At 43.7% G+C, this 15,125-nt stretch carries 15 protein-coding genes and 1 pseudogene; 15 read left to right on the top strand and 1 reads right to left on the bottom strand.

Features of this window, described 5'->3' with window-relative positions; translation table 11 throughout:
• Window positions 1–125: 125 nt before the first annotated feature.
• The 4 genes from UQ64_RS14735 to UQ64_RS14720 all read left to right on the top strand — a co-directional run bounded on the left by UQ64_RS14735 (window position 126) and on the right by UQ64_RS14720 (window position 3,405).
• Complete coding sequence (locus UQ64_RS14735; protein ID WP_060624218.1) at window positions 126–548, top strand: SRPBCC family protein; 423 nt, start codon at window positions 126–128, stop codon at window positions 546–548.
• A 1-nt stretch (window position 549) separates the two neighbouring features.
• Window positions 550–882, top strand: coding sequence for an ArsR/SmtB family transcription factor (locus UQ64_RS14730; RefSeq protein ID WP_060624217.1), 333 nt, complete (start codon window positions 550–552; stop codon window positions 880–882).
• A 670-nt stretch (window positions 883–1,552) separates the two neighbouring features.
• A complete protein-coding gene (locus tag UQ64_RS14725; protein ID WP_060624216.1) occupies window positions 1,553–2,587 on the top strand; it encodes an ATP-binding cassette domain-containing protein in 1,035 nt (344 codons plus the stop codon).
• Window positions 2,584–3,405, top strand: coding sequence for an ABC transporter permease (locus UQ64_RS14720; protein ID WP_060624215.1), 822 nt, complete (start codon window positions 2,584–2,586; stop codon window positions 3,403–3,405). The genes UQ64_RS14725 and UQ64_RS14720 overlap by 4 nt, the downstream gene beginning before the upstream one ends.
• 65 nt (window positions 3,406–3,470) lie before the next feature.
• Here UQ64_RS14720 and UQ64_RS14715 read toward each other — a convergent pair whose 3' ends face one another.
• Window positions 3,471–4,124 (bottom strand): TetR/AcrR family transcriptional regulator, encoded by a 654-nt coding sequence (locus UQ64_RS14715; RefSeq protein ID WP_060624214.1) that lies wholly within the window; start codon window positions 4,122–4,124, stop codon window positions 3,471–3,473.
• A gap of 198 nt (window positions 4,125–4,322) precedes the next feature.
• Between UQ64_RS14715 and UQ64_RS14710 the strand changes: the two genes are divergently transcribed.
• The 11 genes and pseudogenes from UQ64_RS14710 (at window position 4,323) to UQ64_RS14665 (ending at window position 15,088) form a co-directional block, all read left to right on the top strand.
• Window positions 4,323–5,108: an SDR family NAD(P)-dependent oxidoreductase gene (locus UQ64_RS14710; RefSeq protein ID WP_060624213.1), complete on the top strand. Its 786-nt coding sequence runs from the start codon at window positions 4,323–4,325 to the stop codon at window positions 5,106–5,108.
• A gap of 3 nt (window positions 5,109–5,111) precedes the next feature.
• Window positions 5,112–5,288 (top strand): annotated as a pseudogene (locus UQ64_RS32135) (ABC transporter permease); the annotation flags it as partial.
• A 153-nt stretch (window positions 5,289–5,441) separates the two neighbouring features.
• Window positions 5,442–6,161, top strand: a complete 720-nt coding sequence (locus tag UQ64_RS14705) for an SDR family NAD(P)-dependent oxidoreductase (protein WP_060624212.1) — start codon at window positions 5,442–5,444, stop codon at window positions 6,159–6,161.
• Between the two features lie 217 nt (window positions 6,162–6,378).
• Window positions 6,379–6,705, top strand: coding sequence for a PadR family transcriptional regulator (locus UQ64_RS14700; protein WP_060624211.1), 327 nt, complete (start codon window positions 6,379–6,381; stop codon window positions 6,703–6,705).
• Window positions 6,706–6,711: 6 nt separating this feature from the next.
• Window positions 6,712–7,683 (top strand): permease prefix domain 1-containing protein, encoded by a 972-nt coding sequence (locus UQ64_RS14695; RefSeq protein ID WP_060624210.1) that lies wholly within the window; start codon window positions 6,712–6,714, stop codon window positions 7,681–7,683.
• 260 nt (window positions 7,684–7,943) lie between these two features.
• Window positions 7,944–8,705, top strand: a complete 762-nt coding sequence (locus tag UQ64_RS14690) for a YveK family protein (RefSeq protein ID WP_082651144.1) — start codon at window positions 7,944–7,946, stop codon at window positions 8,703–8,705.
• A complete protein-coding gene (locus UQ64_RS14685; protein ID WP_060624208.1) occupies window positions 8,653–9,360 on the top strand; it encodes a CpsD/CapB family tyrosine-protein kinase in 708 nt (235 codons plus the stop codon). The genes UQ64_RS14690 and UQ64_RS14685 overlap by 53 nt, the downstream gene beginning before the upstream one ends.
• A 5-nt stretch (window positions 9,361–9,365) precedes the next feature.
• Window positions 9,366–10,601, top strand: a complete 1,236-nt coding sequence (locus UQ64_RS14680; protein WP_156417561.1) for an oligosaccharide flippase family protein — start codon at window positions 9,366–9,368, stop codon at window positions 10,599–10,601.
• Window positions 10,602–10,633: 32 nt separating this feature from the next.
• On the top strand, window positions 10,634–11,896 hold the full coding sequence (locus tag UQ64_RS14675; RefSeq protein ID WP_060624206.1) for an O-antigen ligase family protein: 1,263 nt from the start codon (window positions 10,634–10,636) through the stop codon (window positions 11,894–11,896).
• Window positions 11,844–13,142 carry a glycosyltransferase family 4 protein gene (locus tag UQ64_RS14670; protein ID WP_060624205.1) on the top strand — a complete coding sequence of 433 codons (1,299 nt, stop codon included), beginning with the start codon at window positions 11,844–11,846 and terminating at the stop codon, window positions 13,140–13,142. Before UQ64_RS14675 ends, UQ64_RS14670 begins: the two co-directional genes overlap by 53 nt.
• A gap of 35 nt (window positions 13,143–13,177) precedes the next feature.
• Window positions 13,178–15,088: a polysaccharide biosynthesis protein gene (locus UQ64_RS14665; RefSeq protein ID WP_060624204.1), complete on the top strand. Its 1,911-nt coding sequence runs from the start codon at window positions 13,178–13,180 to the stop codon at window positions 15,086–15,088.
• The last annotated feature ends 37 nt before the right edge of the window (window positions 15,089–15,125 follow it).

Raw genomic sequence — 15,125 nt, 5'->3', positions numbered from 1 at the left:
TATAAATGTAAGGCTTTCCTCCACTATTCCCTTAACGTTTCTCAAATTGACATAACACCAAATGGTGTTATAATAAAAAACGAAACCAAAAGGTGTTACATTAAAATGAATTTTGGAGGCCATTTATGCAAACTCGAGGACCACTACAAGACATTCGTCAAACGATTACACTCAATGCGCCAATTGAAAAAGTATGGAAAGCTGTTTCTACTGCTGAAGGAATAGCTGCTTGGTGGATGCCAAGTACATTCGAGCCAGTGGTAGGTCATGAGTTCATTCTACATGCTGGACAATTCGGTGATTCCCCTTGTAAAGTTACAGAGATTGATGAGCCTAACCGTGTCGGTTTTAATTGGGGGAAGGATTGGCATCTTGCTTTTGAACTAAAAGAAATTGATGGAAAAACGGAGTTCACCGTGATCCACTCTGGATGGGACCCTGAAAAGGTTACTGAATTTGGTCAACCGCATCCTATCGTTCGTGGCTTTATGAACGGCGGCTGGGAGAAAATCGTCCAAGAAAAACTTCCTGCTTATATCGAGGCTTAAGATGCCAGTCGCTGAATCTGGACATGATGTATTTCAAGCGATAGCAGATCCTACCCGCCGCAGTCTGCTAAAGCTGCTTGCTAATAAGGAAATGTCCATAGCATCCATCTCGGAATGCTATCCGATCAGCCGAACCGCTGTTAACAAGCATTTACAAGTATTGTCCGATGCGCAGCTTGTTAGCAGTCAGAAAGTCGGTCGGGAAACTCGGTACAAGCTTCAGCCAGAGCCTCTACTGGAGCTTCAAGATTGGCTTACCTTTTTTGAACAATACTGGGCTAATAAACTGTTTGCGCTTAAAGAATATGTTGAAGCAGATCATAAGAATGAATGATAAACCGGGAGGCGTGAGATCACGCTTCTCGGTTTTTTATGCTATGTCGTATAAAAGTGGAACGATGTGGATGGACAAATTCTAATCCATTGGATTAGAAAGGTACGAATTCGGATTGTACGGACCAAGCAAACCATTGATCTGGAGGCGGATCATTTCGTTTCATTGCAGATTGTACAATAGATAGCGCCCTTTTCGTTCTTAAAATAACATCTATTGCACTATGTGCAATCAAACTTCAGGAAACGTGCTATCAGAGGGGGTTTTTCATAGATTGATTGTACAAAATACAACAGAACTGCAATTCAGCACGATTTTTGAAAATTCTGTTGCACAAAATACAGCGACCCTACCAGAACATAAAAATATGAACCACTAGCTCATGTGTAACGGACTCAGATGCAGCTATTTGCTCATTTTGAGGCTTTTGGGGCGAGTCGCAGACTCGAGAGACGTTAATCATCATAATCAGGGGCAATATTATGTGTTTGAAGCACTTTTAAAAGAAATAACACGTAGCATTGAGCAACACCGTTATTTCTGCATTTACAGGATTGCTTTCAACGGAAAGCTTATCTCATTTATAAACTCAGTTTAAACCTTCGTTTAAATTCAGTTTATAAATGGGGTTTACTATCACAATACAAACTGAAACGTTGGAGGAAATACAATGGTACTTGAGCAGAAAAAAATAATCTCACCAGGTCAAGATGAATGGGCAGTCGAAGCAAACGGATTGGTCAAAACATTTGGTGACAATCGCGCGGTGGATGGTGTGAATTTAAACGTAAAAGCAGGTACGATCTATGGAGTTCTTGGTCCAAACGGAGCCGGAAAAACTACCGTCATTCGGATGCTGGCGACCTTACTTCGCCCTGATGTAGGTTCAGCGCGAATCTTCGGACATGATGTAGTGAAGGAATCGCAGATTGTCCGGCAATTAATTGGTGTGACAGGACAATACGCCTCCGTCGATGAGTCACTAAGTGCTACGGAAAATTTGGTCATCTTCTCGCGTTTGTTAGGACTAGGCCGCGCGGAGGCTCGACAAAAAGCTGCTGAACTGCTTGAAGAGTTTGGGTTGACAGAGGCGGCTAAGCGTCCACTAAGAAATTTCTCTGGTGGTATGCGTCGTCGTCTGGACCTGGCAGCAAGCCTCATTGCTCAACCCCCGTTGATCTTCTTGGATGAACCAACTACAGGGCTTGACCCGCGTACACGCTCACAAATGTGGGATACGATTCGCCGATTGGTGAATACAGGGTCAACAGTTCTTTTAACGACGCAGTACCTTGAAGAAGCAGATCAACTAGCAGACCGGGTGGCAGTTATTGACCGTGGGCAAGTCGTCGCCGAGGGCACTGTGGATGAGCTGAAATCATCCGTGGGTACCACATCCTTACTATTGAAGGTCCGAGAGCTAAAGGATTTCAAGCAAGCTCGTCAGCTTGTAGAACATGTTCTGCATGCCCAATCCAATGTGTCTTCCTTGGAGGAAGGGCAGATTTCTGCACCGATGGCGAACGCGGATCTAGTGACTGACCTACTTATTGCTCTTCGCGAAGCAGGCATTCCACTCGCAGAGGTGAGTGTGCAGAAACCAACACTTGATGAAGTATTCTTAACAATCACGGGTCAAGGTGCTACAGATGACGCTTCAAATGCGTCTGGCCAGACAAACAAGAAGGAGGCAGTAAGAGTATGAGTACGAGAACTTCTGTAATAAACTCAGGAACTACAAGACAATTGAAAAACCATACGAGCCTCAGACAGAGTATACGAAATTCATTGACAATGGCGTATAGAGGTATACTAAAAATACGGCGTACACCTGAGCAATTGTTCGATGTTACGCTTCAGCCTATTATTTTTACTCTAATGTTCACCTATATCTTTGGAGGAGCCATCTCTGGTGACATTGCTAGCTATTTGCCTGTTATCATTCCCGGTATTCTCGTTCAGACCGTAATTACTACTTCGATCGTTACTGGAGTTCAATTACGTGAGGATATGGATAAAGGTGTATTTGACCGATTTAAATCACTGCCAATTGCAAGGATAGCTCCGTTAGCAGGTGCTCTATTAGCAGATACGATCCGGTATACCATAGCGACTGTGCTCACTTTTACCATGGGCTATATTATGGGATTACGGCCTGAGGGAGGGCTGGGGAATGTTGCTATCGCGGCACTTCTTGTTATTGTCTGTGCTTGGTCGATTAGCTGGATCTTTGCCTTCTTTGGTGTCATTGCAAGAACAGCCTCAAGTGTACAAGGGATCTCGATGATTGTGCTGTTCCCGCTTACGTTTCTATCTAACGCATTCGTACCCGTGGATACAATGCCTAGCTGGCTTCAATGGTTTGTTAAAATCAATCCGATCTCACATTTGGTGTCCGCCGTCCGGCAGCTTACTAACTATGGAACCGTAGGCTGGGATTTCGTAATCTCTCTGATCGGAGCAGCGGTCATCGTTGCAATTTTTGCACCAATTACAGTTCGTGCTTATATGCGCAGGACATAATATGAAATGAAAAAAAACGGCAGAAATGCCGTTTTTTTGTATTAGCCGCAAAAAAGCTTCTTTATTTAATTATCGTTTCTAAAGAACGTCTGAATTAAATTGGATACCGATCTGTCATACAATGTTTTCGCGGTTTCCTCATTTTGAATATGTCCGCCCAAATGCAGATGAATGACACCATGCAACGATGCCCATACCAGATTCACAACAAGGAGGGGGTCTTTCTCAACAATAAACCCTTGCTCGATGGCTTTTGTAATAACGGCTATCACTTGTTGTAAAGCGGTAAAGATAGCATTTAAGCTTTCCTCTTCCGGTTTGAATTCACTAAAAGCTCCTCCAAACATAACCATATAGTAGCTGGTATAATTCCGAGAGAATTCCCAATAGGCTTGACCAAGATCACGAAGATATGAATTTTGATCGTCTTGTTGTGGGACCGCTTGAAATGCAGTAGCTAACAATTTACATCCTTCCAGAAAAAGCTCTTTCGCTAACCCTTCCTTGTTTCCAAACAAGTTATAAATGATCTTTGTGGGACATTCCATTTTTTCAGCAACCTTGCGAATGGTTACGGCTTCGGGACCATATTCCTGCATAATGGTTGCAGCAGCTTCAATAATGTTCAGTCTTAATATTTCAGCATGCTGAAGTTTGGCTTTTGGGTAGGTTGTAACTGAATGAGCATCTATGGAAGATAAATTGGACGATTTGTGCATGTAGTTTCACACCCTTAGAACTTTACTTTAGCTTTTTTTCAAATAGCCATCATTTCTAATCCTTATTTTACTGATATAGAAGAGAAATAGCCAATATTTAAATGGATTGCTTTATTTGACATCATAACTCCATTCAGATACAATGATTCATATCGAAACAGTGTTTCTGAATGCTCATTAAAGGGAGAGATGATAGCAATGATACCGATTCAAAATAAATGGACATTAATTACAGGTGCTTCTTCAGGAATAGGTGAAGCGTTTGCTCATGAATTTGCAGCCAAAGGAAGTCACTTGATATTAGTCGCTCGTTCAGAGGATAAATTGATTGCTTTAGCGGAAAAATTACAAAAAGTACATCGTATTCGAGCGGAGGTTCTAGTTGCTGATTTATCTCAAGAAGGTTCTCCTAACAAGCTCTATCAACAATGTATGGAACGTGGTTTGAATGTTGATATACTTATTAATAATGCAGGATTTGCTACCCATGGGCTTTTTGAACAATTATCTGGCTCAAGACAGCATGAAGAGGTGATGCTCAATGTTTTGGCGGTTCTAGATCTTACTCATTTATTTTTACCAGATATGTTAAAAAGAAAAAGCGGAGTGATTATTAACGTTGCTTCAACAGCAGGATTTCAACCTCTTCCTAATATGGCTGTATATGGAGCGACAAAAGCTTTTGTATTATCATTTACACAGGCTCTATGGGAGGAAAATAGAAAACGAGGCGTACAATTTCTTGCGCTATGTCCGGGGGCTACGGAAACGGAATTTTTTAATGTTGTTGGAGCCGATGAAGCTTCTGTCGGGAAACGGGATACTCCAGAAAATGTGGTTCAAGTGGCGCTTCGATCGCTTCAGGCTAAAAAGGTATTTGCTGTCCCAGGATTTACAAACTATATTTCTGCTCAAATGTCACGTTTTTTTACACGTAAACAAATGCTTTATATTGTTGGACGTATGCTCCGTCCGCGACATTAATAGAACTGGTTACAATGGTTTGTCAAAGTCAATCCAATCTCACATTTCCTTTCTGCTGTACGACAGCTTACTAACTATGGAACCGTAGGTTAGGACTCTGTAATTTCTCTGATCGGAGCAGCGATCATCGTCGCAATCTTTGCACCAATCACGGTTCGTGCTTATCTGCGCCGGATATAATTTAACAAAAGCCACTATCTATGGATTAATCCATGATAGTGGCTTTTGTTAAATGTTAATTGCCTAATTTCGACTTCTAATCCTACTTCTTCAGGTGCTTCGATGGTAATATGATATAAAAAATAGAATAATGCACACGGAAAGGGCGACAGTATGAGAAACTATCTAATTTTGGGAGCAAGTAAAGGTCTGGGAGATGCATTTGTGAAAGGGTTACCTGAGCCTGGCGATCAAGTCTGGATCGTTTCCAGAAGCAAGCCGGGCAGTCTGGATATTAACGATGGCATTAAACGAATCTGGATTGCAGTAGATCTATCGCAGCCAGATGCCGCGCAAGTCTTATCAAAGGGCGTTCAATCGGAGAAGATTGATGTTCTAGTTTATAACGTAGGCATTTGGGAGAAAGAAGGCTTTGAGGCTCATTATACGTTTGACAAAGATGAGGCCAGTGACATTGCTAACATTATAAATGTGAATATAACTTCAACAATTACTTGCATACAGGCTGTACTACCCAATCTTCGACAGTCGGAAGCAGGGAAAATTATTCTAATTGGCTCCACAGCAGGTCTGGACCATACCAATAATGACCAGGTATCCTTTGTAGCTTCCAAGTTCGGTCTGCGTGGCATTACTCATGCATTACGAGAGCATGTTCGTAAGGATGGGATTGCAGTTACATGTGTGAATCCGGGTGAGCTGGCAGCAGAAATTCCTTATGAGGATGGCGTGGAAAAAGCAATTGCAGAATATAACGGGACAAGAATTCCTGTTCAGGACATTGTCTCCATTGTGAAATGTGTGGTTAACCTCTCTAGAGCTTCCTGTGTCAAAGAAATTCATATTCCAGCAATGACGGATTTGAATGCATAATAAAACTTATATGTCCTGCAAATAAATTTAAAAAGACGCTATTTATGGATTATCCGATGATAGCGTCTTTTTGCTATGGAATAAAGCCGTCATCCGTATCCTAACACTGATTAGGATTTTTTTTCCTATTTTTCTCTAAACTACTTCATCTGTCGTAGTAATTATGATATACTGCAACTACTACGACAGATGAAGTAACCGAGGAGGTATCCCATTTTTGATCAGCAGTGATGTTATACGTGGCTACAATGATACACTGATCCTATACATGCTGCTGGATGGAGAATCCTATGGGTATGAAATTTCCAAAAACATCAGGCAGCTGACGCAGGAGAAGTACATTATGAAGGAGACAACATTGTATTCCGCCTTTACCCGGTTAGAGAAGAACGGTTACATTGAATCCTTTTTTCAGGATGAGAGTCTCGGCAAGCGGCGCACGTATTACCGGATTACTCGGCTAGGTCTCGCCTATTACAAGGAGAAATGTGAGGAATGGAAGGTTACACAGGAAGTTGTTAACCAATTTATCAGGGAGTGGTGATAGGGCATGGAGACGATTGTAGTATATCTGGATAATATGTTCGCTAGTCTGCCAAAAAAACCAGAACTTGAGCATTTGAAGCAAGAGCTGCTGTTTGGGATGGAGGAGAAGTATCACGAATTGAAGCGTGATGGCAAGTCGGAGAATGAAGCGATCGGCATCGTCATTTCGGAATTCGGTAATATTGAGGAGTTGACCGCTGAGCTCGGTATCCATCCTGTCGAATCGGAGCAGGTTGTAAAAGTACCTGTTCTGACAGAAGAAGAGGCTTACACTTATGTGGCTGCCAGACGTAGCTGGGGGTTATGGACCGGTATCGGAGTTTTTCTCTGCGCATGTGGGGTGGCGCTTCTGATTGGTCTTGATACACTGTTTGAAAATAAAAATACTATTGTGGCTGATAAAGGTTCGATGTTAGGACTTGTCGGAATGTTCATGCTTGTAGCTGTTGCGGTGGGCATGTTCATCTATAGCGGAATGAAGCTTGAGCGCTTCAAAAATTTGGAGCAAGGCTTTCAGTTACCTTATGCGCTCAAAGCATCACTACTGCGCAGCCAAGCCCTTTACGCTCCGACTTACCGCCTTTCGTTAATTACTGGAGTTTGTCTGTGCGTGTTATCACCAGTTTTTATCTTCGCAACTTCATATGTCAACGATGACTTTACTCCTTATGGAGTCGTAGCCTTTTTAGTGATCGCTGCAGTGGCAGTGTTCCTGTTTATCTATTATGGAAACATTCAAGGCGCGTATACGAAGCTGCTGGAGGAGCCGAAAGTCACTGCACAGAAGAAGGAAGAGGACCGATTTATTGGAGCAATGGGGGCAGTGTTGTGGCCTTTGGCAACAGTGATCTTCTTGTTCACAGGTTTTGTTTATCAGCGTTGGGATGTCAATTGGGCCGTATTCCCGATTGCCGGTATTCTGTCGGGCATGTTCAGCAATGTCTATCATATTCTGAAACGCAAAAATGTCTCGTAAGAGTTTCTCAGAATTCATCGTTTAAATAAATTTGAGAGAGCAATGCATTGAATAATTAAGGCAGTCTACCAGCATGATTTTGCTGGGAAGGCTGCCTATTTGTGTTGGGATTTAATAGAGAGCTCAAGTGGATCTATTAAAAAGAAGACTTATAAATTTTCAGCTTATATTGGACATATATTGGGCGGACGAGAATATGAATATACAATAATACTTCTTGTTGAAGAAGACGAAAATACATCAACTGTTAGGAGAAATGAATGATGGAATTTGAACTGGGCAGCATTTTGAAACTAGTGAAACGTAGGCTGCTGTTCATCATTGTGTTATGTATCGTTGCGGTCGGTCTCGCTAGCTTCGTAAGCTATTACGTTTTGAAGCCAAAATACGAGGCGACAGCTTCTATTCTTATTCAAGGGGACAGGCAGCAGAAAGCAATCAATGACATTATGGCTGGGCAAAAACTAGTGACCACTTACGGGGAAATTATCCGAAGCAGCAGAATCGCTGATGAGGTAGTTAGAAGGCTGCAATTAAACGTGACCCCTGAAAAACTATTAGAAAAAGTTAAGACAAGAACAAGTAGTGAGTCACTTGTAACGACGGTAATTGTGACGGATTCTAGTGCTCAGCGGGCAACGGATATCGCAAATGGCTTTGGGGAGGCATTCAACGAGAACATTCAAGCAATTATGGGGGTAGAAAATGTTGTATTTCTCGACCGAGCTAAGGTTCCTTTTGAGGCGATCTCACCCAAGCCTGTTTTTAATATGGTTGTTGCTTTCGGACTTGCATTGATTGCTGGGATCGCGTTTTCCATTCTACGGGAATTGGCAGAGAAACCTGTGAGAAGCGCCAAAAACATTCAGTTGGATTTACAGCTTCCTCTTCTGGGAACGGTAGGGAAATTGAAGCCACGGAAACGGCGGGCGAAGTCGAAATCCAATTCAGTAGAAGGAGTCAGCAAACATGAAGAAGAAAACGCCAAAATTGTATTGCCTGGAACAACCGAAGTCATCTAATGGAGATCAATTCCGTACGATACGTTCCAATATTCGCTATACCCGAGTAGGTGGAGAAATCCGTTCTTTATTAGTTACAAGCTCTCTTCCAAATGAAGGCAAGTCGACAGTAGCAATGAACTTGGCCATAGCCATGGCGGAGACGGGTAGAACGGTGCTTCTGATCGATGGAGATTTGCGCACGCCAACTGTGCATAAGGCTTTTGATCTGCCTAATTGGGTCGGATTAAGTAGCATTCTAGTGGATCAAACCCGTGTGGAGGATTGTATTTTTTCTATTGAGGATTCAGAGGGGCTTTCTGTACTGACCTCTGGTCCAATCTCCCCAAATCCGGCTGACTTACTAGGATCAACAGGAATGAAGAGGTTATTCGCAGAGCTCAGCGAGCGATTTGATACGATTGTCATCGATTCTTCTTCTGTGTTAATGCCCTTCTCGGATGCTCTTATCTTAGCAAAGATGACTGAGGGGGTACTGTTAGTGGTTAAATCCGGGAAAGTGCTCTTGAAGCATACGAACTCTGCAAAACAGATGCTTGAGCAGCAAGGGGCGCATATTGTGGGAGCAGTTTTGAATTATCGAAAGAGTAGCAAGCGCTACAAGATTCGCAGTGAAGATTTTGCCGATTGGGCGTCATCTTCCGGAATGGTCTAACGTTTATGACATTTGCTTCTCTTCGTTATTTATTCGGGAATATCACTTATGCGGGTGCTCAATTCGTGATTGTAATTCTACTTAATAAATTTGGATCATCTGAAATTGTTGGGCAATATTCGTTAGGGCTTGCGGTGACTGCTCCTATCTTTATGTTGTCGCATCTACATCTGCGTTCGATCTTGATTGTTGATACCTCGGGGAAATATCTTTTTGGAGATTTTTTTGGCCTTCGAATCGTGACAACCGCTGCTGCGTTCATAATTACAGCCGGTTGTTGCATCGTAAGTGGTTTTGATTGGAATACAGCTTTAGTCATATTTTTCATCGGATTGTATAGAATTGTTGAGTCGGTCAGTGATATTTTGTTGGGTATCGTTCAGAAGCAGGAGAGGTTAGATCAAATTTCTTTCTCAAGAACTGCTAAAGGATTGTTCTCCATACTTGTGTTCGCCCTCGTATTTATCCCTACTCAGAGTCTCATTCTAGCGTTATTAGTCATGATCGCCGGATGGTTAGCGATAACGATTGCATACGATGCCCGCAAAGCGAGAGTGTATACGTCGCTCAAGCCACTTTTTAACAAGAGACGTTTATGGGGCTTGCTGTTCATTAGTTCACCTCTAGGTATTGTGCTCGCGTTGATGTCGCTAAATACAAATATTCCACTATACGCGATCTCTTATTTTAGAGGGGAACATGACTTAGGTGTATACGCTACGCTCTCATACATGATCGTTGCCTGCAATGTTGTTGTTACTGCACTCGGTGAAGCGATAACCCCACGTCTTGCCCGTTGGCACGCTGCTGGACGACATAAGGAGTTTATCACTTTACTCAGTCGGATGATTGTAATGGGCCTTGGAATTAGTGCGGTTGCTTGTTTGATCGGGTGGATGTTTGGGCATCAGCTACTAACCCTATTATTTAGTGCAGATGTGGCTGAGGAGATAGGCTTATTTCATTGGTTGCTCGTTTCTACTTTGTTGGTATTTGTGTCGTCCTACCTGTGGTATGCCATAACAGCCACCGGGAAATACAAAGCGCAGATTCCATTGTTTCTGTGTTCAGTGCTCACTAATGGACTTTCCTGTTTAATATTCGTACCTATTTTCGGGGTGATAGGTGCTGCGATGGGGGCTAGTTTGGCTTTACTCATTCAGATGATTGGCAGTGTAATCGTGCTTTTCTTGGTAATCCGTCAGGCAAGGAAACAGGTACAACAGGAATTGGCCGCATAGAGGCAATTTCTCATAGGAAAGTAGGGGCTTGTATGACATCTGTATCCGTTGTAGGGAAACCCTACACCATGCGTAATTTATTTCTGTTTGCGGTTATGGGTTACATCATCTGCCTTCCGGCACAAATTGACTTCGGTGGTGCCTTTCGAATTGCACCCTCTGACCTTTTCTTAATGCTCGGTTTATTTGCAGCAGGTTTTCACCTCAAATTGGACCCTAGGCAGTTCAGTTCATGGCATTGGGGGATGTTGTTTATTTTCGTCCTCGCTTCATTTGTATCCATTTGGCGCAATGGATTCATTACACAATACGCTCTATTGCAAAAAGATTTTGGGTTTATACTCCTGCTGCTGACTTATATTATGCTCGTTCAGGCTGTAGACAGCTGGGATCGGTTATATAAAATGCTACGAGCTTTTCTGATCAGTGTGCTGATCTTCAATAGCGTTGCTTTGTTCGATTTTTTTAGCGGAGTCAAGGTTCCATTTATGGTTCAAGACGGTCGCCTGTCCGGGATGTTAATTGATCCGAATGCATACGGCGGATTACTAGTAACAGCTTTTGCTATTCATATCATGACGAGCGGGAACGGGGTGAAGCTACTTAGGGGATGGGTGAGTACGATAGCGACGATAACCCTAGCCGGTGGCATAATAATGACTTTTTCGCGGTCGTCATGGATTGGCTTGTTCCTAGTCCTACTTACACTTCTGCTGACGAATCCTTCTCGACTAATCAAGATCGGCATGGGGTTTAGTGTCGCGTTTGGAGCACTGCTGCTCTATAAAGGTACAGCTTATCTGGATGTGCTTGGGAATATGGCCAGTAGACCTTCGCAGATTCAGTCACGCCTTGACATCATTGGGAAGGCTGTGGAGTGGATCGCTCAAAGTCCATTATTAGGGATTGGACTCGGTAGCTATAACTATGAACTGCGGATTATTATCCATAATACTCCGATCTGGTTTATGACGGAATTTGGCTTACTGGGCTTAATCGTGTATGGCGGGTTTATGATCTGGTTCTTCATCGTCGGGCTCCGTTCTTATCGCGCAGCAGATAAGGAGAATAGACCGATCATTATGGCATTACTGCTGTCACACGCAGCGATGATTGGACTTTCGATGGGTATTGAAGCCTTATTCCAGCGTTACTGGTGGTTCATGATGGCTATGAACGCAGCTTGCATCCGATTAACGAATACGGGGTGGAAAGGGGTGATGCGGTATCGAACCAAGGGCATTGAAAGATCTGCCGGTCGTAAGCTACGACAAGAAACAGAACAAGCGCAATAACAAGGGGTTCGGGAGCATACCTGCTGAAGACTGTGGGCTGGTAAGAGTTGCTTTTGTAGCCTCCATTTTTGGACATTTTGAAAGTTTCCATCTACCTTACATGGAGTTATTGCAGCAAAAGGGTTGTGAAGTGCATGCTTACGCGCAGCCTGGGGAAGCGAGATTACGGTTAGAAGAGAAGGGGATCGTCTGCCATGATGTGCCCATCCAGCGTAGCCCTTTACAGATACAGAACTGGGCGGCACTAGGGATACTAACGGAAAGCTTCAAGAAGGAGGGGTTCCAGTTCGTCCATGTACATACGCCAGTCGCTTCGATTCTCGGACGGATTGCGGCCCATAGAGCAGGTGTGCCTTGCACATTGTATACAGCTCACGGCTTTCATTTTTTTAAGGGAGCTCCTCTCCTGAACTGGATGCTTTATTATCCGCTCGAGAGATTAATGGCTCGCTGGACAGATGTGCTGATCACCATAAACAGTGAAGATTACAAACGTGCCCAGAAATTTTCTGTCCGGAAAAAAGTGACCTATGTGAGTGGTGTAGGGCTTGATCTCCAGGTTTACGGTAGCGAACAGGATCATCCTGAAGCTGAGACGGTGAAGGTAGATAGGCGACGCCAACTATTTGATCTGCCGATGAGTGATCAGGATGAACCTCCCTTCGTCATCCTATGCGTTGCTGAACTAAACGCCAACAAGAATCAGAAGCAGTTGGTTAAAGCGCTGGGTCAGTTGGGGGCTCAAGCAGGCAATATCCATCTGGCTTTTGCGGGTACCGGACCGCTTGAGCAGACATTATTGGAACTTGCTAAACGGCTAGGAGTCAGCGATCGAGTGCATATGCTTGGGTACCGTAGAGATATTCCGGATCTACTTAGAGCGTGTGATATTGCTGCACTTGTATCCTATCGGGAGGGACTACCTCGGGCGATAATGGAGGCGATGGCAGTAGGGAAACCTGTTATCGGTACGCATATTCGGGGGATTCATGATTTGATCGAACATGAGTCAACAGGTATGTTGGTTCCCGTGGATGATATTACCGCTACCGCTAAGGCATTTATTCAACTACGAGATGATTCAGCATTAACCATGGCAATGGGAGATACAAACAAGGAGAGGATCATTCGCTACGGATTGCCAGCGGTACTCCGTGAAATGGACTCGATCTATATAGAAGCATTGGATAAGGAGGAAAGAAAGCGGGTTCCGTCTGAAATGCATGCGAGCCTGTCGGAAGATTGATCATGAACTTTTAGTTAATTAGGGAGAAAGAAGTGATGAGAATGCGGATCGTCCGTTTGGTCATGTTGGATGCGGGGATTATTACGGCTTCAGTGTGGCTTGTGTTTTTACTTCGGTTTGATTTTCAAATCCCTGAGATGTACGTGTGGATGCTTCCGTGGGCAATATTGATTCACATTGCGGTGTATGCGGCCTTCTCATTTGGATTCAAAGTGTATAACAATATCTGGCGATACACGGGAATGAGAGAGTTACTACAGCTGCTAAAAGTGAGTGCATTAACACTCGTTGGTGTGATTGTTGTCAACTTATCCATGCATGCAGTGGTTCCTTCCTATCGACTGCCGATTTCCATTTATTTTGCAGCGGGTTATGTATTCCTCGGCATTGTTGGGTTACGAATGATTAAACGTCTTCTAAATGATGGGTTTGAGACAACGGGTGCGAAGGATACCTTCGAAGGAAATCTTCTAATCGTAGGGGCTGGTAAGGCAGGAATCCTCGTTACAAAAGATATCAAGCATTCAAGGTTCAAATTTATGCATCCGGTCGCCTTCATTGATGATGATACATCCAAACAAAAGCTGGAAGTTATGGGGCTACCCATTGTGGGTAACCGAAAATTCATTCCCGAAGCCGTGAAACAGCTAGATATTGCATTCATTATTATTGCCCTTCCGACAGCGCCACATAACGACTTAATGGAGATCATCGAGATCTGTAAATCAACAAAAGCGCAGATTAAGCTAATGCCTAGTATGACTGAAATTTTGGACGGGAAAATGGCAGTCAATCGAATCCGCGAAGTGTCCGTAAATGATTTGTTGGGTAGGACACCTGTTGAGATTAACACTGAGGAGATTCGCGAGAATTTAGGGAGTGAGTGTATCCTCATCACGGGTGCAGGAGGCTCCATTGGCTCAGAACTGTGTCGTCAGCTAGCTGCATATCGTCCGAAGGAAATGTTGCTGCTTGGTCATGGTGAGAACAGCATTTACCTGATTGAACAAGAGCTACGCCAGCTATATCCCGATCAGAAGATTCAACCCATCATAGCTGATATTCAGGATGTGTCGCGGATCGATAGTGTTTTTCAGAATTTTCGACCTACGATCGTGTATCACGCCGCCGCGCATAAACATGTTCCCCTTATGGAGATGAATCCGGTGGAGGCGGTAAAGAACAACGTTATCGGAACAAGGAATGTGGCGGAAGCGAGTGCCAAATATGGTGCTAAGCGGTTCATTCTGATCTCTTCGGACAAAGCGGTTAATCCAACAAGTGTCATGGGAGCTACGAAGCGAGCGGCAGAAATGATAATTAATGATCAGAATTCATCCAGCAAGACGGTTTTTGCCGCTGTCCGTTTCGGTAATGTACTCGGTAGTCGGGGAAGTGTTATTCCGTTATTCAAAAGACAGATCGAGAGCGGCGGCCCGGTTACGGTTACCCATATGGATATGGTGCGGTATTTCATGACGATCCCTGAAGCAGTGCAATTGGTTATCCAGGCGAGCGTACTGGCACAAGGTGGCGAGGTGTTCGTGCTTGATATGGGTAAGCCGGTTCGGATATACGATCTAGCGAGAGATTTAATACGCCTGTCGGGTTTAGAACCCGATAAAGATATCCCTATTGTGGTCACGGGCATTCGTCCTGGAGAAAAATTATTTGAGGAACTCCTGACGGAAGAGGAAGGATTGATGGTTACGAATAACTATCGCATCATGATCAGTCGTCCTCAAAGTGTATCCAGATCCGAACTGAATTTGGTCCTTGGAGTTCTGGAGAATTTGTGCAAACGGTATGAATTTGTACCAAGCAGTTATCAGATTAAGAAATTATTAAAGCAGCTTATTCCGAGCTATTCGGGCTTTCAGGAAGAACCACAGCTGGCTACTCATGAGCTTGAACGGATTAAATCCGAAGTCCATGCGGGGATCTAAATGATGAAGCCGTTTATGGGTAAATGGAAAAAGACAT

The organism is Paenibacillus etheri (assembly GCF_001012825.1).
GTDB lineage: Bacteria > Bacillota > Bacilli > Paenibacillales > Paenibacillaceae > Paenibacillus_AQ > Paenibacillus_AQ etheri.
This window is presented reverse-complemented; position numbering and strand designations above follow the sequence as displayed.

What these genes read in the sequence shown, in the direction of transcription:
- UQ64_RS14675 (WP_060624206.1), top strand. Translation starts at nt 10,634, where the DNA reads ATGACATCTGTATCCGTTGTAGGGAAACCCTACACCATGCGTAATTTA.
- UQ64_RS14720 (WP_060624215.1), top strand. Translation starts at nt 2,584, where the DNA reads ATGAGTACGAGAACTTCTGTAATAAACTCAGGAACTACAAGACAATTG.
- UQ64_RS14695 (WP_060624210.1), top strand. Translation starts at nt 6,712, where the DNA reads ATGGAGACGATTGTAGTATATCTGGATAATATGTTCGCTAGTCTGCCA.
- UQ64_RS14705 (WP_060624212.1), top strand. Translation starts at nt 5,442, where the DNA reads ATGAGAAACTATCTAATTTTGGGAGCAAGTAAAGGTCTGGGAGATGCA.
- UQ64_RS14710 (WP_060624213.1), top strand. Translation starts at nt 4,323, where the DNA reads ATGATACCGATTCAAAATAAATGGACATTAATTACAGGTGCTTCTTCA.
- UQ64_RS14735 (WP_060624218.1), top strand. Translation starts at nt 126, where the DNA reads ATGCAAACTCGAGGACCACTACAAGACATTCGTCAAACGATTACACTC.
- UQ64_RS14715 (WP_060624214.1), bottom strand. Translation starts at nt 4,124, where the DNA reads ATGCACAAATCGTCCAATTTATCTTCCATAGATGCTCATTCAGTTACA.
- UQ64_RS14665 (WP_060624204.1), top strand. Translation starts at nt 13,178, where the DNA reads ATGAGAATGCGGATCGTCCGTTTGGTCATGTTGGATGCGGGGATTATT.
- UQ64_RS14725 (WP_060624216.1), top strand. Translation starts at nt 1,553, where the DNA reads ATGGTACTTGAGCAGAAAAAAATAATCTCACCAGGTCAAGATGAATGG.
- UQ64_RS14680 (WP_156417561.1), top strand. Translation starts at nt 9,366, where the DNA reads ATGACATTTGCTTCTCTTCGTTATTTATTCGGGAATATCACTTATGCG.
- UQ64_RS14690 (WP_082651144.1), top strand. Translation starts at nt 7,944, where the DNA reads ATGATGGAATTTGAACTGGGCAGCATTTTGAAACTAGTGAAACGTAGG.
- UQ64_RS14685 (WP_060624208.1), top strand. Translation starts at nt 8,653, where the DNA reads ATGAAGAAGAAAACGCCAAAATTGTATTGCCTGGAACAACCGAAGTCA.
- UQ64_RS14730 (WP_060624217.1), top strand. Translation starts at nt 550, where the DNA reads ATGCCAGTCGCTGAATCTGGACATGATGTATTTCAAGCGATAGCAGAT.